This window comes from Aminobacter sp. Y103A (assembly GCF_030294925.1).
GTDB lineage: Bacteria > Pseudomonadota > Alphaproteobacteria > Rhizobiales > Rhizobiaceae > Aminobacter > Aminobacter ciceronei.
In genome coordinates this window covers 875,780-898,650 of record NZ_AP017986.1, presented here as the reverse complement: position 1 = coordinate 898,650, position 22,871 = coordinate 875,780, and the positions used below count along the sequence as shown (strand labels likewise).

Annotated in this window: 24 protein-coding genes; 16 read left to right on the top strand and 8 right to left on the bottom strand. The window is 64.1% G+C overall.

Annotated features, from left to right (window positions below):
* Positions 1 to 39: 39 nt before the first annotated feature.
* The 3 genes from Amn_RS04380 to Amn_RS04370 form a co-directional block, all read right to left on the bottom strand.
* Complete coding sequence (locus Amn_RS04380) at positions 40 to 489, bottom strand: GFA family protein (RefSeq protein ID WP_067965510.1); 450 nt, start codon at positions 487 to 489, stop codon at positions 40 to 42.
* 110 nt (positions 490 to 599) lie between these two features.
* Positions 600 to 1,061 carry an SRPBCC family protein gene (locus Amn_RS04375; protein WP_286294892.1) on the bottom strand — a complete coding sequence of 154 codons (462 nt, stop codon included), beginning with the start codon at positions 1,059 to 1,061 and terminating at the stop codon, positions 600 to 602.
* Complete coding sequence (locus Amn_RS04370) at positions 1,045 to 1,398, bottom strand: ArsR/SmtB family transcription factor (protein WP_067965514.1); 354 nt, start codon at positions 1,396 to 1,398, stop codon at positions 1,045 to 1,047. Before Amn_RS04370 ends, Amn_RS04375 begins: the two co-directional genes overlap by 17 nt.
* A 161-nt stretch (positions 1,399 to 1,559) precedes the next feature.
* Between Amn_RS04370 and Amn_RS04365 the strand changes: the two genes are divergently transcribed.
* Positions 1,560 to 2,267: a DUF6065 family protein gene (locus tag Amn_RS04365; protein ID WP_192318513.1), complete on the top strand. Its 708-nt coding sequence runs from the start codon at positions 1,560 to 1,562 to the stop codon at positions 2,265 to 2,267.
* 73 nt (positions 2,268 to 2,340) lie between these two features.
* Here the strand turns inward: Amn_RS04365 and Amn_RS04360 are convergent, their stop codons facing one another.
* Positions 2,341 to 2,676, bottom strand: a complete 336-nt coding sequence (locus Amn_RS04360) for a hypothetical protein (RefSeq protein ID WP_286294891.1) — start codon at positions 2,674 to 2,676, stop codon at positions 2,341 to 2,343.
* 162 nt (positions 2,677 to 2,838) lie between these two features.
* Here Amn_RS04360 and Amn_RS04355 point away from each other — a divergent pair, with 162 nt between their 5' ends.
* On the top strand, positions 2,839 to 3,237 hold the full coding sequence (locus Amn_RS04355) for a hypothetical protein (RefSeq protein WP_192318517.1): 399 nt from the start codon (positions 2,839 to 2,841) through the stop codon (positions 3,235 to 3,237).
* Here the strand turns inward: Amn_RS04355 and Amn_RS04350 are convergent.
* A complete protein-coding gene (locus tag Amn_RS04350) occupies positions 3,234 to 4,385 on the bottom strand; it encodes an ROK family transcriptional regulator (RefSeq protein WP_286294890.1) in 1,152 nt (383 codons plus the stop codon). The two genes, Amn_RS04355 and Amn_RS04350, sit on opposite strands and share 4 nt — an antisense overlap.
* 146 nt (positions 4,386 to 4,531) lie before the next feature.
* Here Amn_RS04350 and Amn_RS04345 point away from each other — a divergent pair, with 146 nt between their 5' ends.
* From Amn_RS04345 to Amn_RS04335, 3 genes are read left to right on the top strand one after another with little or no spacing between them, the layout of a single operon-like run.
* Entirely contained in the window at positions 4,532 to 5,134 is a 603-nt protein-coding gene (locus Amn_RS04345) for an MSMEG_1061 family FMN-dependent PPOX-type flavoprotein (RefSeq protein ID WP_286294889.1), read from the top strand.
* A gap of 9 nt (positions 5,135 to 5,143) precedes the next feature.
* Positions 5,144 to 5,461, top strand: coding sequence for a 2Fe-2S iron-sulfur cluster-binding protein (locus Amn_RS04340; protein ID WP_182575544.1), 318 nt, complete (start codon positions 5,144 to 5,146; stop codon positions 5,459 to 5,461).
* Complete coding sequence (locus tag Amn_RS04335) at positions 5,461 to 6,693, top strand: NAD(P)/FAD-dependent oxidoreductase (protein ID WP_286294888.1); 1,233 nt, start codon at positions 5,461 to 5,463, stop codon at positions 6,691 to 6,693. Before Amn_RS04340 ends, Amn_RS04335 begins: the two co-directional genes overlap by 1 nt.
* A gap of 44 nt (positions 6,694 to 6,737) precedes the next feature.
* On the opposite strand, the gene Amn_RS04330 is transcribed toward Amn_RS04335, so the two are convergent.
* Together Amn_RS04330 and pdxR are read right to left on the bottom strand one after the other, a co-directional pair.
* A complete protein-coding gene (locus tag Amn_RS04330) occupies positions 6,738 to 8,327 on the bottom strand; it encodes a trimethylamine methyltransferase family protein (protein ID WP_067965530.1) in 1,590 nt (529 codons plus the stop codon).
* A 278-nt stretch (positions 8,328 to 8,605) separates the two neighbouring features.
* Positions 8,606 to 10,099, bottom strand: a complete 1,494-nt coding sequence (pdxR, locus tag Amn_RS04325; RefSeq protein ID WP_286294887.1) for a MocR-like pyridoxine biosynthesis transcription factor PdxR — start codon at positions 10,097 to 10,099, stop codon at positions 8,606 to 8,608.
* 273 nt (positions 10,100 to 10,372) lie between these two features.
* On the opposite strand from pdxR, the gene pgi reads away from it, so the two are divergent.
* From pgi to Amn_RS04310, 3 genes are read left to right on the top strand one after another with little or no spacing between them, the layout of a single operon-like run.
* The gene (pgi, locus tag Amn_RS04320; protein ID WP_502874749.1) at positions 10,373 to 12,022 is read left to right on the top strand and encodes a glucose-6-phosphate isomerase; all 1,650 of its coding nucleotides are present in this window, start codon (positions 10,373 to 10,375) and stop codon (positions 12,020 to 12,022) included.
* 55 nt (positions 12,023 to 12,077) lie between these two features.
* Positions 12,078 to 12,806 (top strand): HAD family hydrolase, encoded by a 729-nt coding sequence (locus Amn_RS04315; protein WP_182575542.1) that lies wholly within the window; start codon positions 12,078 to 12,080, stop codon positions 12,804 to 12,806.
* A gap of 53 nt (positions 12,807 to 12,859) precedes the next feature.
* Positions 12,860 to 13,321 (top strand): GNAT family N-acetyltransferase, encoded by a 462-nt coding sequence (locus Amn_RS04310; protein WP_286294885.1) that lies wholly within the window; start codon positions 12,860 to 12,862, stop codon positions 13,319 to 13,321.
* Positions 13,322 to 13,551: 230 nt separating this feature from the next.
* Here the strand turns inward: Amn_RS04310 and Amn_RS04305 are convergent, their stop codons facing one another.
* Positions 13,552 to 14,718, bottom strand: a complete 1,167-nt coding sequence (locus Amn_RS04305) for an Mrp/NBP35 family ATP-binding protein (protein ID WP_067965538.1) — start codon at positions 14,716 to 14,718, stop codon at positions 13,552 to 13,554.
* Positions 14,719 to 14,929: 211 nt separating this feature from the next.
* On the opposite strand from Amn_RS04305, the gene Amn_RS04300 reads away from it, so the two are divergent.
* From Amn_RS04300 to fdhF, 8 genes are all read left to right on the top strand, one after another.
* Entirely contained in the window at positions 14,930 to 15,343 is a 414-nt protein-coding gene (locus Amn_RS04300) for a VOC family protein (RefSeq protein ID WP_067965541.1), read from the top strand.
* Positions 15,344 to 15,376: 33 nt separating this feature from the next.
* Positions 15,377 to 15,784: a DoxX family protein gene (locus Amn_RS04295; protein WP_286294884.1), complete on the top strand. Its 408-nt coding sequence runs from the start codon at positions 15,377 to 15,379 to the stop codon at positions 15,782 to 15,784.
* Positions 15,785 to 15,808: 24 nt separating this feature from the next.
* Positions 15,809 to 16,360 carry an SRPBCC family protein gene (locus tag Amn_RS04290; protein WP_286294883.1) on the top strand — a complete coding sequence of 184 codons (552 nt, stop codon included), beginning with the start codon at positions 15,809 to 15,811 and terminating at the stop codon, positions 16,358 to 16,360.
* Between the two features lie 101 nt (positions 16,361 to 16,461).
* Positions 16,462 to 16,839 carry a VOC family protein gene (locus Amn_RS04285; protein WP_067965548.1) on the top strand — a complete coding sequence of 126 codons (378 nt, stop codon included), beginning with the start codon at positions 16,462 to 16,464 and terminating at the stop codon, positions 16,837 to 16,839.
* 63 nt (positions 16,840 to 16,902) lie between these two features.
* A complete protein-coding gene (locus tag Amn_RS04280; protein ID WP_067965550.1) occupies positions 16,903 to 17,802 on the top strand; it encodes a LysR family transcriptional regulator in 900 nt (299 codons plus the stop codon).
* 141 nt (positions 17,803 to 17,943) lie between these two features.
* Positions 17,944 to 18,423, top strand: a complete 480-nt coding sequence (locus tag Amn_RS04275) for a formate dehydrogenase subunit gamma (protein WP_067965552.1) — start codon at positions 17,944 to 17,946, stop codon at positions 18,421 to 18,423.
* Positions 18,420 to 19,976, top strand: coding sequence for a formate dehydrogenase beta subunit (locus Amn_RS04270; RefSeq protein WP_067965554.1), 1,557 nt, complete (start codon positions 18,420 to 18,422; stop codon positions 19,974 to 19,976). The genes Amn_RS04275 and Amn_RS04270 overlap by 4 nt, the downstream gene beginning before the upstream one ends.
* Positions 19,977 to 19,987: 11 nt before the next feature.
* On the top strand, positions 19,988 to 22,867 hold the full coding sequence (gene fdhF, locus Amn_RS04265; protein WP_067965557.1) for a formate dehydrogenase subunit alpha: 2,880 nt from the start codon (positions 19,988 to 19,990) through the stop codon (positions 22,865 to 22,867).
* Positions 22,868 to 22,871: the final 4 nt, after the last annotated feature.

Here is a 22,871-nt window from a genome sequence, read left to right as displayed (position 1 = left end):
GCGGCCGTCATGCACGGCTCGAAGGTCCGATGCTCGCTGCTAGAGGTAGGCGGTCACCACAGGTGGCCGGTCCCAGGCGTCGTTCTTGCCGTCCTCATAGGTGATTGGCACGGCAGCCAGTTCGTCGGCCGAGATGTCGTCGAGACAGGCGACGTTCACCGCAAAGAAGTCGCCGCCCATGATGTCGAAGCTGGCCGACGCAAAGGGATGGACGCCGCAGCGGCTGCAGAAAGTGTGGCGGATGGCTGACGAGTTGAAGCGGTACTCGGTCAGCATGTCGGCACCCGCGGTGACGCGGAAGCCGGCAGGCCGGGCAAAATTCTTCCAGAAACGGGTCTTGGCGCACCAGGAGCAGTTGCAGCGGAAGCTCGACGTCCACCAGACGCCGTCGAGCTCAGGCGTCGAGCGTTGGCCTTTGGGTGCCAGATCGAGCTGGCATTCGAAATGCACGGCCCCGCAATGGCAACTGCCGCGATAGGATTTCAGCATCTTCGTTTCTCCTCGCATGGCTGTTCGTTCCGATGATCGACAACGATCATCGGGGACAGCGGTTTCAATCGGGCAGTCGGCGCGCCGGCAGCTTCAGCCGGCGCGAAGCTTCACAGCACGGGTCGGCCGGCAAGCGCGTCGGCCAGGCGATCGAGGCATTCGCCCCAGCCGCCCAGATGCGAGTCGCGCGTTTCGACGTCGAGGAACGGCTCCTGGCGGAAGGTCAGCCGCGTGCGGTCTCCTTCAGGCTTCAACGTCACCGTCACCAGCGTCTGCCAGTCGGGGTCGTGGTCCCAGGCAAAGGTTAAGACGATCCTCTCGTTCTCGACGACCTCGCGGAAGGTGCCGGTCATGCCATCCTCGACGTGGCCATGAATGAGCAGATGGTAGCTGCCGCCGTTACGGAACTCGTGCGTCTCGCAGCTCGACGTAAAGCCCTTCGGCCCCCACCAGCGGCAGAGATGCTCGGGGCTCGACCACATGCGGAAGACGAGCGCCGGCGGCGCATCGAAGACACGTGAAAATTCGAGGACGAGCGACTGGGCGGCGACGGTGTCAGTTCTTGCGGTCATCCTGGTCTCCCCTGGGCGTCTGCAGTTCCTTGAGATAGTCAGCCATGCGGTCGAAGCTCTGATCCCAGAAGCGGCGGTAGCGCTCGACCCAGTTGGCGATGTCCTTGAGCGGCCCGGCCTCCAGCCGGCACGGGCGCCACTGCGCCTCGCGGCCGCGGCTGATCAGACCGGCGCGCTCCAGCACTTTCAGGTGGCGCGAGATCGCCGGCAGGCTCATCTCGAACGGCTCGGCCAGCTCGTTGACGGTCGCCTCGCCCTGCGCAAGCCGGGCAAGGATGGCCCGCCGGGTCGGGTCGGCGAGGCTGGCGAATGTGGCGTCGAGGTGATCTTCGGTCATCTATTTAGCAGACTTGTTAATTAACTTACCTGTTAATTACAACCGGAAAGCCACGCTGTCAAGCGAGGCCGAAAATAGCGGCCGGAAGGGTTGCATGACCACGCCATGGAATAGACGCCCTGCCCGCCCGTTCTCCCTGCCATCATCAAGGAGATGCAAGAATGTTCCTGACGCCCAAGACGCGCGCGATACGCTTTCTCTGCCGCCCCGAAGACGACGGCGTGATCCCGCCGCCGGTGTCGGCCAAGACCTTCATGCCCGACTGGTTTCGCAAGCTGCCGGCGGTCGATCCCGAGAAGCTGTCGACCGGCGACAGCGGGCTGACGGTCAAACGATGCATGCCGTTTCTCGACGCCATGACGGCCGGCTGGATCATCCGGCTGGCGGCAACCGTGCGCATGGAAATTTCGGACGGCGGCAAGAAGGTCGATACCGCCTGGGACTTCGACCGCACTCTGGTCAGTAATCATGGTGCCCATCAGGTGGCCGGCAATCCGCGCGCGCCGCTGCCGCCGTGCAAGTTCCATAACTACTGGAGCATCCGTACCCCACCGGGCTGGAGCTGCCTGTTCGTGCAGCCGCTGAACCGCCCCAATGGCATCTTCGAGATCATCTCGGGCGTCGTCGACACCGACAGCTATGCGGCCGAGATCCACTTCCCGTTCTTCGCCACCGGCGCGGACGGGCTGCACATCATCGAAAAGGGCGCGCCGATCGCGCAGGTCATCCCTTTCGAGCGCAAGGCGCTGGAGCTTTCAGCAGACATTCGGGCCGAGAGGGAAGACGAAAAGAAGGACCGCAGCCGCGTCTTCCGCAACACCATCTCCACCGACGGCTGGTATCGCCGCTTCGCCCGCAGCCAGCGCTGAGGCGCATGTTTTCAATGCACACAAAAAGGGCCGGTGGCGAACCACCGGCCCTTTTTCTGCGTTTCCGTCGGGGTCAATCGTCGTCGGACGACGAGTTCGACGAGCTGTTGGAGCTCGAGTTCGACGACGAATTGGAGCTGGAATTGGACGAGGAGTTCGAACTCGAATGGCTGGAGGAATTGGACGAGCTGTTGGAGCTCGAGTTGTTGGACGAGTTCGACGAACGGTTGGAACTCGAATTGCTCGATGCGTTCGACGAGCTGTTCGACCAGCTCTTGCCGTCGGATTTCTTGCCGCCGGCAATGACCGTCTTGAAGAAGCGGCTGATGTCGTCGTCGGCATGTGCAGGCGTCTGCGCCAGCGGTGCGGCGAAGATCAGGGCACCAAGAATGGCGAGGGTCTTTTTCATCTGTCATCTCCTGTTCGACAATCTTGCTGATTGCCGGGGAGGAACGGGAGACATCGGTGACTATTCCACCGCCGCCGGGAAATTCTGCCGATGAACGTCCGAGGATGTTTGAATTCACCCCTCGCCTCGCCTAACTGGAAACCGACGCAACGGACGCAAGCCATGGCCAGACGACGCTCATCCCTCGGTTTCCTCGGCCTGTTCGGCCGCTCCAGCGACCTGCGCGAACTTGATGCTGCGTTGCGCGCGGTCGACCTGCATCCGGCGCTGGTGCCGGAGGGGGTGAAGCTCACGATCGTCAACCTGATGAAGGACCATTGGCCCGAAGAGCCGCCTTCTTCAGCCTATCCGCCCATCGCCCAGTTGTTCGGCTACTGCATTGCTGGCGCCGACGCCTTTGCCGGCGCCAATGGCGGCGACATGGCCGTGCGGGCGGAACAGCGCATCGAGATCGCGCTCGATGCCGAGGACAGTTTCGACGCCCAGATCATCCTGCTGGCGCTGCATGCCAAGCTGATCAATCCCGACGTCGTCGAACGCTTCGGGTTGTCGTCCGACTAATCGGCAGCCTGCTCGACCAAAGGTTCCTTCATCAAGGTCGCCGGGTCCGGGCTGGTCAGCGCGAGCAGCGGCAGGGCCGCGGCGCCGATCAGGGCGCAGCTCTGGCCGAGACCGCTGACCTCGACTCGTGCCTCTGCCATATCCGAACGAACCGACGGGCCGGGATCACCCATTTTTTCTACCAGCCTATGCAACAGCCAGGCAGGTGCAGTGCCGCCGAGCACGATCGCCTGGGGATCGAAGATGTTCTCGAGGCTGACGAGCGCTCGAGACAGTGCCGAAGCTGCGCCATCCAGCCAGGATTGCGGAACGGTCTCCGGCGCGAGCGCAGCACCTGCCGGCAACAGCCGCCTGAGGCCATCGAGCGCCAGAGAGCCATGCAGGCAACCGCGATTGCCGCAGTGGCACTTCGGTCCCTTGGGGTCGATGAGCATGTGGCCGAACTCGCCGGCATTTCCGCGTCCGCCATGCACCGGCACCCCCCCCTGCACGATCGCGCCACCCACGCCCTCACCGAGGAAAAGATAGAGGAAGTCGCCGCGCCCCTTGGCCCGGCCATGCGTGTACTCGGCCATGGCGGCGGCATTGGCGTCATTCTCGAACACCAGCGGGGTCGACGCAAACAGGGCCTCGAAGGGCTTGGCGAAGTCCGCCTGCGCCTCGGCCGACCCGCCCGTCGCCGACCAGCGGCTGGCAAGCGGACGCGAGACCACGACACCTGTGCCGAGCCGAGACAGCCCGTCGGCCGCGGAAGCCACCTCGCGCGCGATCGCCCCCAATGCGTCCAGTTGCTGGCCGTGATCGCCGCCAAAGGCGCGCGCCTCCGGCCGCGCCAGGACGTTGCCGGCGAGGTCGGTGGCGATGGCGTGGCAGGCGCCCGCCGCGACATGCAGGCCGAGGCAATAGCCGGCGCCTGGGCTGATCTCGATGTCGATCTGCGGCTGGCCGCGCTGGCCGCGCCGGCGGCCGGTCTCGCGCACCAGCCCGGTGTCGATCAAATCCTCGATGATGTTGCGGATGCCTTGCGGCGTGAGGCCTGAAAGCCGCGCCAGCTCGATGCGCGACAGGCTGCCGTGGCGGCGTAGCGCGTCGAGCACGACTGTGCGGTTGTAGCGCCGGGTCAGCGTCGCCGAATTGCCGTTGGCCATGTTTCCACCCTCGATTCCAGTCTCGCTAGCATATAAAAGTAAAACAACGAAATTTCTTTATTGACTCCAAACCAGCTTCCGCTAGCCTCGCGGCGGATCGAACAGGCCCGCCATGGAGATGGGCCGCAAGCAAGGGAGATCAGTCGATGCAGTCGATCGACCGCGTGAAGCTGAGGGAGATGTTTCCGCCGCCCGGCGACCTGGTGGTGCAGAAGGTGCTCGATCGGCTCGACCAGCATTGCCTGCATTTCCTGTCCCTGTCGCCGTTCCTGTTGATCGCGACCCAAGGTCACAACGGCGCCGATGTGTCGCCGCGCGGCGACCCCGCCGACTTCGTCAAGGCGATCGACAGGCAAACGATCCTGATCCCAGACCGGCCCGGCAACAACCGGCTCGATACGATGGAGAACATCCTCGACAACCCGCGCGTCGGCTGCCTGTTCCTGGTGCCGGGGCTGGGCGAGATCCTGCGCATCAATGGCGAAGCCGACCTCGTCGTCGGGCCGGAGCTGGAGCAGCTTGCCTTCCAGGGCAAGACGCCACCGGTCGCCATCCGCATCCGGATCGGCGAGGCGCTGTTCCACTGCGCCAAGGCGGTCATCCGCTCCAAGGTCTGGAACCCGGCGACCTTTGCCAGGCGCGAGGATTTTCCGCCGCTGGGCGCCGTTCTGGCCGACCAGATCGCCGGGCTCGACAAGGACGAGATGATCGAATGGATCCGCGTGGGCGACCAGCGGACGCTCTACTGAGGGTGTGACATGATCGAAATCAACTTCACCGAAGCCGACGGCAACAGGCGCATCCTGAGCGCCGATCCCGGCAGCACGCTGCTGAACGCCATCCTCGGCGCCGGCATCAAGGGCATCGTCGCCGAATGCGGCGGCGGCTGCTCATGCGGCACCTGCCACGTCCATGTCGCTCTGGACTGGACAGGCAGGCTGCCGGCGCCGGCCGACGACGAGACCGACATGCTTTCGCTGGCCGAGGACGTGACCGAACAGAGCCGCCTTGCGTGCCAAATCAGGCTCGCGCCCGAACTGAATGGCCTGAGCGTGGCGATCCCGGGAGCCGCCTGATGGAGCGCATCGTCATTGTCGGTGCCGGTCACGCCGGCGTGCAGGCGGCTGCCTCGCTGCGCGACGAGGGTTTTGACGGGGACATCGAGCTGGTCAGTGCAGAAAGCACCCTGCCCTATCATCGCCCGCCGCTGTCGAAGCGCTTTGCCGAGGGGCTGACCGATGAGGCGATCGCGCTCAGGCCGGCGGCGTTCTACGCGACGCAGGACATCGGGCTGCGGCGCGGTACGGCGGTGGAAGAAATTGACGCCAGGAGGCAGCGTTTGACGCTGGGAAGCGGCGAACAGCTTGCCTATGACCAGTTGATCCTCGCTACCGGCGCGCGCAACCGCCGGCTTGCGGTTCCTGGCGAGGAGCTGAACGGCATCGTCTCGATCCGCGATCTCGGCGACGCCTACCGGCTGGCCTCGTCTGTCGTCATCGGCACGAGGGCCTTCGTCGTTGGTGCGGGTTATCTCGGCCTCGAGGTGGCCGCCGTACTGGCGAGGCGCGGCGTGAAGGTGACCATCGCCGCGTCGCGTCCGCTGCCTCTGAGCCGCTCGGTGTCCGAGGGGACGGCCAAGGTGTTAGCGACGGCGCTGCGGGAGATGGGCATCGAGATCATCGTCGGCGCCGATGTTGCCGGTTTCGAAGGCAGCAGGCATCGCGTGACCGGCGTTCGGCTGGGCGACGGCAGGTTGTGCGCGACGGAGCTTGTTGTCATCGGCATCGGCGCCGTGCCCAGTATCGAGCTCGCCGACCATGCCGGGCTCGACGTCGACGACGGCATTCTGGTCGACGAAGCGTTGGCGACATCGGCTGCCAACATCTCGGCCATTGGCGACTGTGCGCGGCTGCGTGGCGGCGCCCGGCTGGAGAGCGTGGCCAATGCCACCTTCCAGGCACGCCGCATCGCGGCCCAGTTCTGCGGCAAGCCCGATCTGACACCGGAGACGCCCTGGTTCTGGAGCGATATCGGCGAGCTCAAGCTGAAAATGGTGGGAGTGAGGCAGCCTGACGATGTGGTGCAAACACTGGCAGTCAATGACGGTCATGTCGCGCTATGCTTCCGCGACCAGCAGTTGGCTGCCGTCGAGACGATCAACGCCAACCGCGTCCATGTCGCGGCGCGGCGTATTCTCGACGCGGGTGTCCCGCTCGGAATGGATGTGGCCAACGCGCCGGGCTTCGACATTGTGGCTCATGCGAAGGCACTTGCCGCGCGAGTGGCCGAGTCTTCACGCGCAGCCTAGGCCGCACAGCAGGTCTGTTGAAACACCGCCAGGAGTTTCTGGCGTTACCCGCCCATGCCCGAGCGCGGCAACTTGATCAGTTCGCCGAATTGGGCGCGCAGCCTGTCGTCGAGGGTGCGCGGGATATGTCGCGGAAAACGCTCGGCAAGGATGCGTCTCTTCTCCGCGATCGCCTTGCCCAGCAGATCCGGCTTGCCCTTTTCGTTCCATTCCTTGGGCGAGAAGCGGTCGGCCACGGCGGGATAGAAATATTCGGTCTGCATTAGCCGGAGCGTCTGCTCGTTGCCGAGATAATGGCCGGGGCCGTTGAGGCAGACTTCGGAGATGGTGGCGATGGAGAGTGCCTCATCGGAGACCTCGATGCCGCGCACGCAGCGCAAGCATTGGCCCAGCATGTCGTTGTCGATGATCAGGCTTTCCAGGCAAAAGCCGAGCAACGAGGCATGCATGCCGGCGGATTCATAGACCAGATTGAGCCCGGACAGCCCGGCCATGACATTGGTGATGCCCTTTTCGTAGCCGGACTGGATGTCGGGCAGCTTGGAGTCGGCCATGCCGGCGGCCGAGCCACCGGGCAGGTCATAGAACTGGGCCATCTGGGCGCAGGCTGAAGTCAGCAGCGCCTGCTCGGCCGAGCCGCCGGACATGGCGCCGGTGCGCAGGTCGGAGACGAAGGGCCAGGTGCCGAAGATGGCGGGGTGGCCGGGTTTCAGCGCGTTGACATAGACGAGGCCGGCCAGCACTTCGGCGACCGCCTGGACGACGGCGCCGGCGATGGCTGCAGGTGCGGTGGCGCCGGCCTGGCCGGCGGAGAGCAGCAGGATCGGAATGCCGCCCTCGACGCAGGCTTCGAGCACGCCGCAGGCATCCTCGGCGAATTTCATCGGCGGCACGACGAAGCAATTGGAGTTGGAGACAAAGGGGCGGGCGCGGAAATTTTCCTCGCCGCCTGATATCTCGTAGAGCATCTGCAAGGCAGGCGCCACGTTCTCGCGCACGGTGAAGCTGGTGCCGACATGTTTGGAGGTGCCCGAGACACAGGCATAAAGCGTGTTGAAGTCCATCTCCAGCGGGTCTGGGATGTCGCGCGGCACCATCGGACGCTGGAAGAAGTGAATGTTGTCGAGCCCGTCGACGATGCGGGCGGCGTCGTAGATGTCCTGCAGCAGGCTTTCGCGGTATTCGCGCTTCTCGACGTCGACGAGGTGAACAGCGGCACCTGCGGTGCCGTAGTGGACCCGCCTGCCCTGAATCACCATGTCGTGCCTCGGGTCCTGGCCGCAGAGCGTGAAGTTGCGGGCGGCGTTCCTGATGGTCGACAGCACCAATTCCCTGGGGAAGCGGATGCGGCCGTCGTCGCCGTAGCTGGCGCCGACCCGCTTCAGCGCCTCGATGCAGCTCGGGATGGCGTTGGCGAAGCCGACGGTTTCGAGCAGGGTCAGTACCGCCTCGTGGATGCGTTCGAGATCGTTCTGGCCCAATGCCTTGAAGGTGCCGCCCTCCAGGCCGGCCCGCACGGGGCGGATATCGTCGGCCAGCGGAGCAGCGCGCATCGCCCGTCGCGCCTCCCTGCCACCGGACCTTCGTGAGCGTTGTTCCGCAGACAGGTCATGGCTTTCGACGGCAACTGACATGCAGGTCCTCCGAATTCGTGTGAGGCTGGCCCGCAGTGATTATGCCACCGTCGCGTCGCCTCGTTCCCTTTGCGCGACTATGCAACGTCCATTGGCCCAGACTATGGGCCAGCAGATTGCGCCGGATATGCCAGAGCGCTCATATATGCGCGGCGGCACGAAGCGGCGGCCGGCATGGACGATAGGCCTGAAATCGGAGCCGAAATCGGGCAGGGATCGGAAGCTGGAAAAAGTGGTGCAACGCCACGCGCCAGGAGGCGGGCAGCGTTGCTGAGGGATCACGCAGCGGCGGGCCGACGGCCGGCAGCGGTTGCCAGTTCGCGGATTCCAGGCTCGATATGCTGGAGCGCGATCGAGGAGATGCCCAGCCGCATGAAGCGTGTCGGCTTGTCGGAATGCTCGAAGAAACGCTCACCCGGCTCGATGATGACCGAGCGCGCCGCTGCCGCTGCCGCAAGACCGCGCGAGTCGGTGCCGCGGGGGCCTTCCAGCCACAAAGACGTGCCGCCGGCCGAGTCGGTCGACTGCCATTCTGGCAGAAAAGCCGAGATCGCCTGGACCAATCGCTTGCGCCTCTCGCCGAAGGCGGTGGAGAGGCGGCGCACCAGCGCCTCGTGATGGCCGAGCGACAGGAACAATGCCACTGCGCGCTGATTGTTGGCCGGCGGGTGGCGCAGCATGAAGCGGCGCAATGCGCGCAACTCGGAGATGAGGTCGGCCGAAGCGACGATGTAGCCAAGGCGCAGGCCTGGCGCGAGCGTCTTCGACATCGAGCCGACATAAACGACGCGGCCCGAGCGATCGAGGCTCTTCAAGGCCTGCTGCGGCGCTTCGTCGAGCAGTTGGCTGTCATAGCCATCCTCGATGATGATCTGGTTGTTGCGCGCCGCGCGCGCCAGCAGGTCCTGCCGGCGCTCGGCACTCAGCGGCACCATGGTCGGGCACTGGTGGCTCGGCGTGACGAAGACAAAGCCGGCGTCCGACGGAATCGCCGAGGTGACGATGCCCGAATGGTCGACAGGCACCGGCTCGATGTCGGCGCCAGCGAGGCGGAAGATCGAGCGCGCGTCGGGGTAGCCCGGATCCTCCATCGCCACCTTGGAGCCCTTGCTCATCAGGAGCGTGGCCAGCATGTAGAGCGCGTTCTGGGCGCCCAGCGTGACGATGATCTCATCCGGATTGGCGAAGATGCCGCGCCGCGGCAGCAGACGCGCCTGGATCTGCTCGATCAGCAACGGATCGTCGCGGTCGACCATGTCGGCCGCCCAGTTGCGGATTTCGAGCACGGCCAGCGCCATGCGGTTGCATTCACGCCATTCTGCGGTCGGGAACAAAGTCGGGTCGAACTGGCCGTAGACGAAGGGATAGGACGACTTGATCCAGTTATCGAGCTTGGCCGGCGGCTGCATGTCGGAGGCAGCGATCTGGCGGCGCGCCTTCCAATCGATTTCATTGGCCTGATCGGGGCTCTTCTGCTGCGGCTTGGCCGGCGTCGCCAGCACTTCGGGATTGACGAAGTGGCCACGGCGCTCGCGCGCGACGAGGAAGCCCTGGTCGACGAGCTGCTGGAACGCCAATACGACGGTGCCACGCGCGACGCCCAGTTTTTCGGCAAGGATTCGGCACGACGGCAGCGGCATCGACGCCGCGATCTGACGGTCGAGAATGGCGGCGACGATCGCCTGTCGGATCTGGGCCTGGAGCGTCTGACCTGATTCCGCCGAAATTCTGAACAAGCCTGACCAGATAGCCGTATCGTTTCGCTGTGGCATGGGGACGTTTCCTGCATGTCCAGTCTTTTGACTTCGCTGGACCATAGAAAGCTATCCTTGGCACAAGCAGTTGCACCAATCAATTTTTCTAATCTTATAGATTTATGCCAGTGAACCTTTCCAGCGGCGGTTGCAAATGACACCGATTAAATCGATTGAAAGACATCTATTGAATCGATTGAAATTTGCGGCGATAGTCCGCCGCGACGCCTCTCAATCAGCCCCAAGGTCTGCTAGGATGATGCCAGCAGCTGACATTTCCGGAGTTCCCAGGTGATCGACCAACCTTTCAAGGCGGCACTGGCCGCGCTTCGCAGCCACCATCAGGACGCACCCAGAAATCTCCGGGCGGCATTCGCTTCCGACCCGAAGCGGTTCCAGCATTTTTCCGCCTCCGACGACGACCTTTTGCTCGACTGGTCGAAATGTGCTGTCGACGCCGAGACCATGACGCTGCTGGAAAAGCTGGCACACTCGGTCGATCTCGAAGGCCGGCGCGCCGCGATGTTCGCCGGCGAGCGCATCAACGTCACCGAAGACCGCGCCGTACTGCACACGGCTCTGCGCAATCCACGCGGCGAGCCGGTCATGCTCGACGGCCACGATGTGACGGCTGACGTGCACGCCGTGCTCGATGCCATGGCGGCCTTCGCCGACGACGTCCGCTCGGGCAAGGCGTCAGGTGCCGCCGGCAAGAAGATCACCGACATCGTCAATATCGGCATCGGCGGTTCCGACCTTGGTCCGGCCATGGCGACGCTGGCGCTGGCGCCCTATCATGACGGGCCGCGCGCGCATTTCGTCTCCAACATCGACGGCGCCCATATCCACGACACGCTGAAGGGGCTCGACGCCGGCACGACGCTGTTCATCATCGCGTCGAAGACCTTCACCACGGTCGAGACCATGACCAATGCCGCCACTGCGCGGCGCTGGGTGGAGGAGAAGCTGGGGGCCAAGGCGGTGGGCCACCATTTCGCCGCCGTATCGACGGCTCTCGACAAGGTTGCCGCCTTCGGCATCGAGCCGTCACGCGTGTTCGGCTTCTGGGACTGGGTCGGCGGGCGTTATTCGCTATGGTCGGCGATCGGCCTGCCGATCATGATCGCCATCGGACCGAAGAACTTCCGCGAATTCCTGGCCGGCGCGCATGCCATGGACAAGCATTTCGCCACGGCGCCGCTGCTCAAGAACATTCCGGTGCTGATGGGGCTGATCGGCTTCTGGCACCGGGTGGTGTGCAGCTATCCGGCCCGCGCCGTCATCCCCTACGACCAGCGCCTGTCGCGCCTGCCAGCCTATCTGCAGCAGCTCGACATGGAATCGAACGGCAAGAGCGTGACGATAACGGGCGGCGGCGTGGTGACGCCGACGGGTCCGCTGGTGTGGGGCGAGCCGGGCACCAACGGCCAGCACGCCTTCTTCCAGTTGCTGCACCAGGGCACCGACTTCATCCCCGTCGAGTTTCTCGCGGCGGCGGAAGGCCATGAACCTGAGTTGCAGGAACACCATGACCTGCTGCTCGCCAACTGCCTGGCGCAGTCGGAAGCGCTGATGAAGGGCCGTACGCTCGAGGAAGCACGGCGGCAGATGCTGACCAAGGGCATCAAGCCGGAGGAGGTCGACAAGATCGCGCCGCACCGCGTTTTCTCGGGCAATCGCCCGTCGGTGACGATCCTCTACCGTAAGCTCGACCCCTACATGCTCGGCCGGCTGATCGCGCTATATGAGCACCGCGTCTTCGTCGAGGCGCAGCTGTTCGGCATCAATGCCTTCGACCAATGGGGCGTCGAACTCGGCAAGGAACTGGCCACCGGCTTGTTGCCTGTCGTGGATGGGCGAGAAAATGCCGCGCGTCATGACTCCTCGACAGCCGGCCTCGTGGAGCATATCCACCGCCTCAGAGCGCCGCGCGGGCAATAGAAGCGGACGGCGCCCCTGGCATTGCACCTGCGCATTCGGCCTTCCGCCGGGGCGCATGGTCGGAGGAGTGAGTGATTTGAGGGGCATCAAGGGCATACTTTTCGACAAGGACGGGACCCTTGTCGATTTCCAGGCGACGTGGTTCGCCATCGGCGAAATGATGGCGCTGAAGGCGGCGGATGGCGACCAGGCGCAGGCAACCGCGCTGATGGAAGCAGCCGGCTACGATTTCAGCGCCCATTGCTTCAAGGCCGATTCGGTTTTTGCCGCCGGCACCAACGCCGATATCGTCGCGCTCTGGTATCCCGGCGCGACCGACAGCGAGCGCTCTGACCTGATCAGGATGTTCGACCAGGTATCGGCCGAGCAGGGCTCGGCCAAGGCCGTGCCGCTGCCGGGCAGCAAGGATGCGCTGGCGAGCCTGCACAGCGCCGGCTTCCGCCTCGGCGTCGCCACCAACGATTCGACCGGCGGCGCGGAGAAGACGCTGCTGTCGCTCGGCATCGCCCAGTTGTTCGACGCGGCCTATGGCTACGACGCCGTCGCCAACCCCAAGCCGGCGCCCGATGCGATCCATGCCTTTTCCGACCTCACCGGCCTCAAGCCGAAGGAGATCGCCATGGTCGGCGACAATCGTCACGACCTCGAGATGGCCAAGGCTGGCGGCGCCCTGGCCATCGCCGTGCTGTCGGGCACCGGCACGCGGGAATCGCTGACGCCGATGGCCGACGTGGTGCTCGATTCGATCGCCGACCTGCCCGCCTATCTGGCACGCGAAGCCTGAGCGGGGCCCATCGGCAACACCCGCAGGCATCCAGCCACTCCGAAGGAAAACCCATGGCCGACGAGCTGACCATCCGCCGGGCGACCCGCGAGGACCTGCCCGAACTGGTGCAGCTCTATCGTCATCTCGTGCCTGACGAGCCAGTCAGCACCGGACATGCGGAAGAGATCTGGGAGCGGTTCTCGCAGTACGGGCCGAGCGGCATCTTGCTCGGCCTGGTCGACGGAAGGCAGGTGGCGACCTGCACGCTTGTGGTGGTGCCCAACTTCGTCCGCGGCGGCGCCAACTATGCGCTGATCGAGAATGTGGTGACCCATGCCGACTTCCGCGGCCGGGGCCATGGCAAGGCAGTGCTGCTCACGGCCGTCGAGGAGGCGTGGTCGCTCGGCTGCTACAAGGTGATGTTACTGACCAGCTCGAAGGAGCCGGCGACGCTGGGTTTTTACCGCAACGCCGGGTTCCAGACGACCAAGACGGGGTTTGAGATGAGGCGTATACCGTCGCGGGTGGGGTGAGGCGGAACTCGGTCGGGTAGCGATCTTTCGCACCCCTCGCTGTCCTGCCGGACATCTCCCCCGCAAGGGGGAAGATCAGCCGTCAAATCGACTTTCGCCAATCACCAGCGTTGCAGGATGTGCTGCGGCGTCCGAGCTGCCAATCTCCCCCCTTGCGGGGGAGATGTCCGGCAGGACAGAGAGGGGTGCGAAGGATGAGACAGTAGTCTCACGAGCCTCCTAGCCCTCGCCTATTCGAACACGATCGTCGGCGTCGCCGCTTCGGCGGCACCCTTTTCCTCCCGCAGACGCTCCCAGACCTTGGCGGCGATGTCGCGGTAGGTCTGCGCCTGAGCGCTGTCGGGTTTGGCGACGGTGACCGGCGTGCCGGCGTCGGAGCTCTCGCGGATGCCCATTTCCAGCGGCACTTCGCCGAGGAAAGTGACGCCGAGGCGCTCGGCCTCACGCTTGGCTCCGCCATGGCCGAAGATGTCGTAGCGCTTGCCGGTGTCGGGAGCGATGAAATAGCTCATGTTCTCGACGATGCCGAGCAGCGGCACGTCGACCTTCTTGAACATGTTCAGACCCTTGCGCGCGTCGATCAGTGCCAGATCCTGCGGCGTCGAGACGATGACGGCACCCGCCAGCGGCACCTGCTGGGCCATGGTCAGCTGGGCATCGCCGGTGCCGGGCGGCATGTCGACGACGAGCACGTCAAGTGGACCCCATTCGACCTCGCGCAGCATCTGGGTCAGCGCCGACATGACCATCGGGCCGCGCCAGATCATCGGCGTTTCCTCGTCGACGAGGAAGCCCATCGACATGACCTTGAGGCCATAATTTTGCATCGGCTTGAGGATCTTGCCGTCGACAGTTTCCGGGCGGCCATGGATGCCAAGCAGCTTGGGCATTGACGGGCCGTAGATGTCGGCATCAAGCACGCCGACCTTGAGGCCGTTGGCAGCGAGGCCAAGCGCAATGTTGACGGCAGTCGTCGACTTGCCGACGCCGCCCTTGCCGGAAGCAACGGCGATGATCGAGGCGATGCCAGGAACTCCGCGCTTGCCCTGCGTCTGCGAAGCCGGTGCGTGCGGAGCAGGCCGTGCCGCCGGTGCGGGCGTCGGACGAGGTGCTGGCTTCTGCGGCACCGGCGCTTCCATGCCGCCGCCCTTTTTCTCTGCGGTCAGGGCGACGACGGCGCCGTTGACGCCCGGGATCGCCTTGACGACGCGTTCGGCCGCGGCACGCAGCGGCTCCATCTCCTGGGCGCGGGCGGCCGGCACGGTGATCGAGAAGAACACCTTGCCGTCGGCGATGAAGATGTCGGAAACCAATCCGAGATCGACGATGTTGCCTGAGAAATCCGGGCCATTGACCGTCTTGAGACGCTCGACAACGATTTCCTTGGTGACTGTCATGTGACGAACCTGCTGCTCTGTGTCGAGCCTGAGATAATGCAGTTTGGCGGAAGAACCAAGCTACCCGAAATGGCAGCCGGATCCTGACCGCTGGCAAGTGCCTGATCCGGCGCCATGTTACACCGGCAAAGAAACTTCAGCAGGGATGTAGGATCAGCGCTGCCTGCTGCGTCCTTGGGGCATACGGAGAGCAATCACCCGGAGAACCGTGATGAAATTCGTCAATTACCTCTTCTTCAACGGCAATTGCCGTGAGGCTTTCGAGTTCTACGCCGACGTGTTCGACGGACAGGTCGTCGGCCTGGTGACCTATCGTGACGAACCCGGCGAGAGCAGCATGCCTGCGGACTGGCAGGACAAGGTGATGAACGTGCAACTGTCGATCGGTGACCAGTCGCTGATGGCGTCGGACTCGCCGCCACAATATGCGAGCGAAATGGGCGGATTCTCGATCTCGGTCGACCTCGGCGACCTTGCCCGCGCCGAGCGCATCTTCGCAGCCCTTGCCGACGGCGGAACTGTCACCATGCCGTTTGCCCCGACCTTCTGGGCCAAGGGGTTCGGCATGCTGAAGGACAAGTTCGGAACACCCTGGATGATCAGCAGCGGCAACGCTGGCGAATAATTTCAAACTAGCGGCATTACGAGGAAACTGACAATGAATACTGCAGTTGCAACGCCCGCAATTTCCAATGGCGTCCTGTGGACCGGACGCGTTCTCAGCGGCCTGGTCATCGCCTTCCTTTTGTTTGACGGCGCAATCAAGCTGGTGCCGCTGCAGGTCGTGCACGACACCATGGCGACGCTCGGCCTGCCTTCGGGGCTCGCACGCACACTCGGCGTGCTGACCCTGGCATGCACGATCCTCTACGCCTGGCCACGCACTGCGATCCTCGGCGCGATCCTTCTGACCGGCTATCTCGGCGGCGCCATCGCCATCCACCTGCGCATCGGCAATCCGATGCTTTCGCACACCTTGTTCGGCGTCTATCTCGGGCTGATGGCCTGGGGCGGGCTGTATCTGCGCGATCCGCGTCTGCAGGCGCTGATCCCATTCCGCCGCTGAACCAGCCATACCCAGGAGACGACAATGCAGGTTCTTGCCATCATCCTCGGGCTGCTCGTGCTCGCGATCCTCATCATCCTGGCGATCGCCGCGACCAAACCCGCTATCTTCTCGATCCAGCGTACGACCGATGTCGACGCAGACCCTGATACCGTCTTTTCGCTGATCAATGACTTCCACAATTGGCGCGACTGGTCGCCATGGGAGGCGCTCGACCCCGACCTCAAGCGCAAGATGAGCGGTGCGAGCACCGGCCGCGGCGCGGTCTACGAATGGGACGGTAACAAGAAGGTCGGCAGCGGCCGGATGGAGATCACCGAAGCTGTGGCACCGAACAAGGTTGTCATCAAGCTCGACTTCCTGAAGCCGTTCGAAGCGCACAATGAGGCCCGCTTCACCATGGAACCGAGGGCCGGAAAGACGCGCCTGAACTGGGAAATGACCGGTCCGTCACCGTTCATGTCGAAGGTGATGCAGGTGTTCATGAACTTCGACAAAATGGTCGGCAAAGACTTCGAAAAGGGCCTCGCGAGCATCAAGGCGATCGCCGAACGGAAACGCCTTGCCGGCTCGTGAGTTTACCAGTCTCAGCACAGCAAGACCTGCCGCCCAACCGGGTGGCACTATATTCAACCGGGGCTTTGCCCCAATGCGGGGGCAACAGAGAGGAGACTGACATGCTTGGTCAAATCAATGCCGTTGCCAATGTGGCCGTCAGGGATCTCGGACGCGCCAGGGCCTTCTACGAAAAGACGCTCGGTCTCAGCGAGGTCGAGCACATGGGCGACGAGGTGTCGGTGCTGAAGAGCGGCGACACTGTGATCAACGTCTACCGCTCGGACTATGCCGGAACCAACAAGGCGACCTCGGTCACCTGGGCCGTCGGCGACCGGATCGACGGCCTCGTCGATGAGCTGAGGTCGAAGGGCGTGGCGTTCGAGCACTACGACATGCCCGATGTCAGGCTCGAAGGCGACGTCCATGTCTTCGGCGACTTGCGGGTTGCCTGGTTCAAGGATCCCGACGGCAACATCCTCAACCTGATCAACCAGTGATTTTGATGCGGTAGTCCCTTGTGAAGACTGGCTAATTCGACCGACGCCGGATAGTTTTCCGGCATGATCGACAAGCTTGAGTTCTTCATCGCGCTCGCAAGGGAGCAACATTTCGGGCGCGCCGCCGAGGAATGCGGCGTCACCCAGCCGACGCTGTCGGCCGGCATCAAGCAGCTCGAGGACATCCTTGGCGTGATGCTGGTGCAGCGCGGCTCGCGCTTTCAGGGGCTGACGCCCGAGGGACGGCAGGTGCTGGACTGGGCGCGGCGCATCGTCGGCGACACTCGCGCCATGCGCGAGGAGATGCGTGCGGCTCGGCACGGCCTGTCCGGCCGAATCCGCATTGCCGCCATCCCGACGGCGCTTGCCATGGTGCCGAGGCTGACGACGCCGTTCCGCGACAAGCACCCCGGCGTCACCTTCTCGATCCTCTCGCGCACCTCGATCGAGGTTCTGTCGCTGCTCGGCAATTTCGAGATCGACGCGGGAATCACCTATCTCGACAACGAGCCGCTCGGCCGGGTGACCAGCGTGCCGCTCTATGCAGAGCGCTACCAGCTGATCACGGCGGCGGGGAACGAATATTCCGATCGTGACAAGGTGACATGGGAAGAGGTCAGCACGCTGCCGCTGTGCCTGCTCACCCCCGACATGCAGAACCGCCGCATCATCGACCAGCACCTGGCAGATGCCGGCGTTCAGGTGCGGCCGACGCTGGAATCGAACTCGATGATCGTGCTTTTCTCGCACATCAGGACCGGCAAATGGTCGTCGATCATGCCGCTCAACCTCGCGGAAACATTCGGTTTTGCCGAACCGATCCGTGCAATACCGATCGTCGAGCCCGATGCCAGCCACACGGTCGGACTGGTGGTCGCCAAGCGCGATCCGAACACCACGCTGGTGCAGGCGCTGCTTGACGAAGCCATGGCGCTGGCAGGCGATTTCCGCCGCAGGTCCTGACCTACACTACCCCCTGCTTTCGTCCACTCGATAGAAAATTTTTATCATACGACGAAACAGCTTTATTGATTCCGGCCCCTTGGATCGGTTCAATAGACATACTGCGCCAAGGGAACGGCGCGAAGTCAGGGAGGGCGCTGCGTGGTCATGCAGCCAGCAAGTACCGAACTCGCCGAGCGAACCGCTGCGGTGATAAGCGAATTGAAGAACCTCGAGGGTCCGCTGATCCCGATCCTTCATGGTGTCCAGGAAGAGTTTGGCTATGTTCCGCAGGAAACCCTGCCGATCATCGCCGAGGCATTGAACCTGTCGCGTGCCGAAGTGCACGGCGTCTTCACCTTCTATCACGATTTCCGCCACCACCCGGCCGGCCGGCACGTGCTCAAGGTCTGCCAGGCCGAAGCCTGCCAGTCGATGGGCAGCGACGCGATCGCCGCCCAGATCAAGCAGAAGCTCGGCATTGGTTTCCACGAGACGAGCAAGGATGGCGCAGTGACGCTGGAGCCGATCTATTGCCTCGGCCTGTGCGCCTGTGCTCCTGCCGCGATGCTCGACGGCGAAGTGATCGGCCGTCTCGACGCCGACAAGATCGATGAAATCGCCGAGGAGATCCGCTCATGAGCGTGACGATCTACATTCCCGGCGATTCGGGTTCACTGTCGCTCGGCGCCGAAAAGGTCGCCAAGGCGGTCGAGAAAGAAATTGCTGCACGCGGCATCGACGCCAGGATCGTGCGTAACGGTTCGCGCGGCCTGTACTGGCTCGAGCCGATGGTTGAAGTAAGGACCGAAGCCGGTCGCGTTGCCTACGGCCCGGTCTCTGCCAAGGACGTCGCTTCGCTGTTCGACGCCGGCCTGGCCAATGGCGGCCAGCACAAGCTGTCGCTCGGCGATCCGGAAAAGCTGCCATTTGTCGCCAAGCAGACGCGCCTGACCTTCGCCCGCTGCGGCATCACCGACCCGATTTCGCTGGAAGATTACGAAGCTCATGGCGGCCTTGCCGGCCTGCGCAAGGCCGTGTCAATGGCGCCGGCCGACATCGTCAAGCAAGTGACCGAGTCCGGCCTGCGCGGCCGCGGTGGCGCCGGCTTCCCGACCGGCATCAAGTGGAAGACCGTTCTCGATACCGCGGCCGATCAGAAGTACATCGTCTGCAATGCCGACGAAGGCGACTCGGCGACCTTCGCCGACCGCATGATCATGGAAGGCGACCCGTTCGTGCTGATCGAGGGCATGGCGATCGCCGGCCTCGCCACCCACGCCACCAAGGGTTACGTCTACATCCGCTCCGAATATCCTCACGCCATCGCCGTGATGGACAAGGCGGTGAAAGTTGCCCGTCGCGCCGGCGTGCTCGGCAAGAGCGTGCTTGGATCCTCCCAGGGCTTCGACATCGAAATCCGCTCGGGCGCCGGCGCCTATGTCTGCGGCGAGGAAACCTCGCTGCTCAACAGCCTCGAAGGCAAGCGCGGCGTGGTCCGTGCCAAGCCGCCGCTGCCGGCGATCCAGGGCCTGTTCGGCAAGCCGACAGTCATCAACAACGTGATTTCGCTCGCCTCGGTGCCGATCGTGATGGACAAGGGCGCGCAGTATTACAAGGACTTCGGTATGGGCCGCTCGCGCGGCACCATCCCGATCCAGATCGCCGGCAACGTCAAGCATGGCGGCCTGTTCGAAGTTGCCTTCGGCCTGACGCTGGGCGAGATCGTCGACGAGATCGGCGGCGGCACGGCGACCGGTCGTCCGGTCAAGGCGGTGCAGGTCGGCGGCCCGCTCGGCGCCTACTTCCCGCGCGCTCTGTTCGATACGCCATTCGACTATGAGGAGTTCGCCAAACGTGACGGCCTGATCGGCCATGCCGGCATCACCGTGTTCGACGACAGCGCCGACATGCTGAAGCAGGCGCGCTTCGCCATGGAATTCTGCGCCATCGAAAGCTGCGGCAAGTGCACGCCCTGCCGCATCGGCTCGACGCGCGGTGTCGAAACGCTCGACAAGCTCAAGCAGAACATCGAGCCGGAAAAGCAGCTCGCGCTGGTGACCGACCTCTGCAACACGATGAAGTTTGGATCCCTTTGCGCTCTCGGCGGTTTTACTCCGTACCCTGTCATGAGCGCCATCCACCATTTCCCCGAAGACTTCCGGCCGGCAGCGGTCGCCCAGGCAGCGGAATAGGAGACGACATCATGGGTCTCATTCACGAAATCGACTTCGGCACCCCTGCCTCCAAGGCCGAAAAGCAAGTCACGCTGACCGTCGACGGCTTCGAGGTCACCGTGCCCGAAGGCACCTCGATCATGCGCGCTTCGATGGAAGCGGGCATCGCCATCCCGAAGCTCTGCGCCACCGACATGGTCGACGCCTTCGGCTCCTGCCGCCTCTGCCTGGTCGAGATCGAAGGCCGCAACGGCACGCCGTCGTCCTGCACGACGCCTGTCATGCCCGGCATGGTCGTGCATACCCAGACCGGCCGCCTCAAGGACATCCGCAAGGGCGTGATGGAGCTCTACATCTCCGATCACCCGCTCGACTGCCTGACCTGTGCCGCCAATGGCGACTGCGAATTGCAGGACATGGCGGGTGCCGTCGGCCTGCGCGACGTGCGCTACGGCTATGAAGGCGACAACCATGTTCGCGCCAAGAACGACGGCGTCGCAAACTTCAAGTGGATGGCCAAGGACGAGTCCAACCCGTATTTCACCTACGACCCGTCCAAATGCATCGTCTGCTCGCGCTGCGTGCGGGCCTGCGAAGAGGTGCAGGGCACGTTTGCGCTGACCATCGAAGGCCGCGGCTTCGGCAGCCGTGTCTCGCCCGGCGCGCATGAACTGTTCCTCGACAGCGAGTGCGTTTCCTGCGGCGCCTGCGTGCAGGCCTGCCCGACGGCGACGCTGACGGAAAAGTCTGTGATCGAGATCGGCCAGCCCGAGCACTCGGTCGTCACCACCTGCGCCTATTGCGGTGTCGGCTGCTCGTTCAAGGCAGAGATGCGCGGCGACGAGCTCGTGCGCATGGTGCCGTGGAAGGACGGCAAGGCCAACCGTGGCCACTCCTGCGTCAAGGGCCGCTTCGCTTATGGTTATGCCACGCACAAGGAGCGCATCCTCAACCCGATGATCCGCGACAAGATCACCGATCCGTGGCGTGAAGTGTCGTGGGAAGAGGCGCTGACACACACGGCCAAGGAATTCCGCCGCATCCAGTATCAGTACGGCCGCGGCGCCATCGGCGGCATCACCTCGTCGCGCTGCACCAATGAGGAAACCTTCCTCGTGCAGAAGCTGATCCGCCAGGGCTTTGGCAACAACAACGTCGACACCTGCGCCCGCGTCTGCCACTCGCCGACCGGCTACGGCCTCGGCCAGACCTATGGCACGTCAGCCGGTACACAGGACTTCGACTCGGTCGAGGACACCGATGTCGCGCTGATCATCGGCGCCAACCCTGCCTCGGCCCACCCGGTGTTTGCTTCGCGCCTGAAGAAGCGCCTGCGCGCCGGCGCCAAGCTTATCGTCATCGATCCGCGCCGCACCGAAATGGTGAAGTCGGCCCATATCGAGGCCGAGCATCATCTGGCGTTGAAGCCGGGCACCAACGTCGCCGTGGTTACCGCGATCGCGCATGTCATCGTCACCGAAGGCCTGTTCGACGAGAAGTTCATCCGCGAGCGCTGCGACTGGTCGGAATTCCAGGATTATGCCGAGTTCGTCTCGGATCCGCGCCACAGCCCCGAGGAAGTCGAGAAGCTGTCGGGCGTTCCGGCCGAGACCATCCGCGGTGCGGCCCGCCTCTACGCCACCGGCGGCAACGGCGCGATCTATTACGGCCTCGGCGTCACCGAGCATAGCCAGGGTTCGACGACCGTCATCGGCATCGCCAACCTCGCCATGCTGACCGGCAATATCGGCCGCAGAGGCGTCGGCGTGAACCCACTGCGCGGCCAGAACAACGTTCAGGGCGCCTGCGACATGGGCTCGTTCCCGCACGAACTGCCGGGCTACCGCCACATCTCGGGCGACGCGGTGCGTGACATCTATGACAGCCTGTGGGGCGTCAAGCTCGACAACGAGCCCGGTCTGCGCATCCCCAACATGCTGGATGCCGCCGTCGACGGCACCTTCAAGGGCATCTACATCCAGGGCGAAGACATCCTGCAGTCGGACCCCGACACCAAGCACGTGTCGGCCGGCCTGGAAGCCATGGAATGCGTCGTCGTGCAGGATCTGTTCCTCAACGAGACCGCCAACTACGCCCACGTGTTCCTGCCCGGTTCGACCTTCCTCGAGAAGGACGGCACCTTCACCAACGCCGAGCGCCGCATCAACCGCGTGCGCAAGGTGATGGCACCGAAGAACGGCCTCGCCGACTGGGAAGTGACGCAGCGCCTCGCTCAGGCGATGGGCCTGAACTGGAACTACCAGCACCCGTCCGAGATCATGGACGAGGTGGCCAAGACGACGCCGAGCTTCGCCAACGTCTCCTACGAGTTCCTGGAGAAGATGGGCTCGGTGCAGTGGCCGTGCAACGACAAGGCGCCGGAAGGCACGCCGATCATGCACATCGACGGCTTCGTCCGCGGCAAGGGCAAGTTTATCCGCACCGAGTATGTCGCGACCGACGAAAAGACCGGCCCGCGTTTCCCGCTGCTTTTGACCACCGGCAGAATCCTCAGCCAGTACAATGTCGGCGCGCAGACACGGCGCACCGAAAACGTTGCCTGGCACGCCGAGGACCTGCTGGAAATCCATCCGCACGACGCCGAACAGCGCGGCCTGCGCGACGGCGACTGGGTCAGGCTGCAGAGCCGTGCCGGAGAAACGACGCTGCGTGCGACGATCACCGACAAGGTGTCGCCTGGCGTGGTCTACACCACCTTCCACCACCCCGACACGCAGGCCAACGTCATCACCACCGACTTCTCGGACTGGGCAACCAATTGTCCGGAATACAAGGTAACGGCGGTTCAGGTCGGCGCCTCCAACGGTCCGTCGGATTGGCAGAAGGACTACAACGAGCAGGCCCAGCAGAGCCGCCGCATCGCCGGCCATCTGGAAGCGGCGGAGTAGCCTT

Bases quoted from the DNA above. Each gene is read 5' to 3' on its own strand.
- Amn_RS04380 (WP_067965510.1), bottom strand. From the start codon at position 489: ATGCTGAAATCCTATCGCGGCAGTTGCCATTGCGGGGCCGTGCATTTC.
- Amn_RS04375 (WP_286294892.1), bottom strand. From the start codon at position 1,061: ATGACCGCAAGAACTGACACCGTCGCCGCCCAGTCGCTCGTCCTCGAA.
- Amn_RS04370 (WP_067965514.1), bottom strand. From the start codon at position 1,398: ATGACCGAAGATCACCTCGACGCCACATTCGCCAGCCTCGCCGACCCG.
- Amn_RS04365 (WP_192318513.1), top strand. From the start codon at position 1,560: ATGTTCCTGACGCCCAAGACGCGCGCGATACGCTTTCTCTGCCGCCCC.
- Amn_RS04360 (WP_286294891.1), bottom strand. From the start codon at position 2,676: ATGAAAAAGACCCTCGCCATTCTTGGTGCCCTGATCTTCGCCGCACCG.
- Amn_RS04355 (WP_192318517.1), top strand. From the start codon at position 2,839: ATGGCCAGACGACGCTCATCCCTCGGTTTCCTCGGCCTGTTCGGCCGC.
- Amn_RS04350 (WP_286294890.1), bottom strand. From the start codon at position 4,385: ATGGCCAACGGCAATTCGGCGACGCTGACCCGGCGCTACAACCGCACA.
- Amn_RS04345 (WP_286294889.1), top strand. From the start codon at position 4,532: ATGCAGTCGATCGACCGCGTGAAGCTGAGGGAGATGTTTCCGCCGCCC.
- Amn_RS04340 (WP_182575544.1), top strand. From the start codon at position 5,144: ATGATCGAAATCAACTTCACCGAAGCCGACGGCAACAGGCGCATCCTG.
- Amn_RS04335 (WP_286294888.1), top strand. From the start codon at position 5,461: ATGGAGCGCATCGTCATTGTCGGTGCCGGTCACGCCGGCGTGCAGGCG.
- Amn_RS04330 (WP_067965530.1), bottom strand. From the start codon at position 8,327: ATGTCAGTTGCCGTCGAAAGCCATGACCTGTCTGCGGAACAACGCTCA.
- pdxR (WP_286294887.1), bottom strand. From the start codon at position 10,099: ATGCCACAGCGAAACGATACGGCTATCTGGTCAGGCTTGTTCAGAATT.
- Amn_RS04315 (WP_182575542.1), top strand. From the start codon at position 12,078: ATGGTCGGAGGAGTGAGTGATTTGAGGGGCATCAAGGGCATACTTTTC.
- Amn_RS04310 (WP_286294885.1), top strand. From the start codon at position 12,860: ATGGCCGACGAGCTGACCATCCGCCGGGCGACCCGCGAGGACCTGCCC.
- Amn_RS04305 (WP_067965538.1), bottom strand. From the start codon at position 14,718: ATGACAGTCACCAAGGAAATCGTTGTCGAGCGTCTCAAGACGGTCAAT.
- Amn_RS04300 (WP_067965541.1), top strand. From the start codon at position 14,930: ATGAAATTCGTCAATTACCTCTTCTTCAACGGCAATTGCCGTGAGGCT.
- Amn_RS04295 (WP_286294884.1), top strand. From the start codon at position 15,377: ATGAATACTGCAGTTGCAACGCCCGCAATTTCCAATGGCGTCCTGTGG.
- Amn_RS04290 (WP_286294883.1), top strand. From the start codon at position 15,809: ATGCAGGTTCTTGCCATCATCCTCGGGCTGCTCGTGCTCGCGATCCTC.
- Amn_RS04285 (WP_067965548.1), top strand. From the start codon at position 16,462: ATGCTTGGTCAAATCAATGCCGTTGCCAATGTGGCCGTCAGGGATCTC.
- Amn_RS04280 (WP_067965550.1), top strand. From the start codon at position 16,903: ATGATCGACAAGCTTGAGTTCTTCATCGCGCTCGCAAGGGAGCAACAT.
- Amn_RS04270 (WP_067965554.1), top strand. From the start codon at position 18,420: ATGAGCGTGACGATCTACATTCCCGGCGATTCGGGTTCACTGTCGCTC.
- fdhF (WP_067965557.1), top strand. From the start codon at position 19,988: ATGGGTCTCATTCACGAAATCGACTTCGGCACCCCTGCCTCCAAGGCC.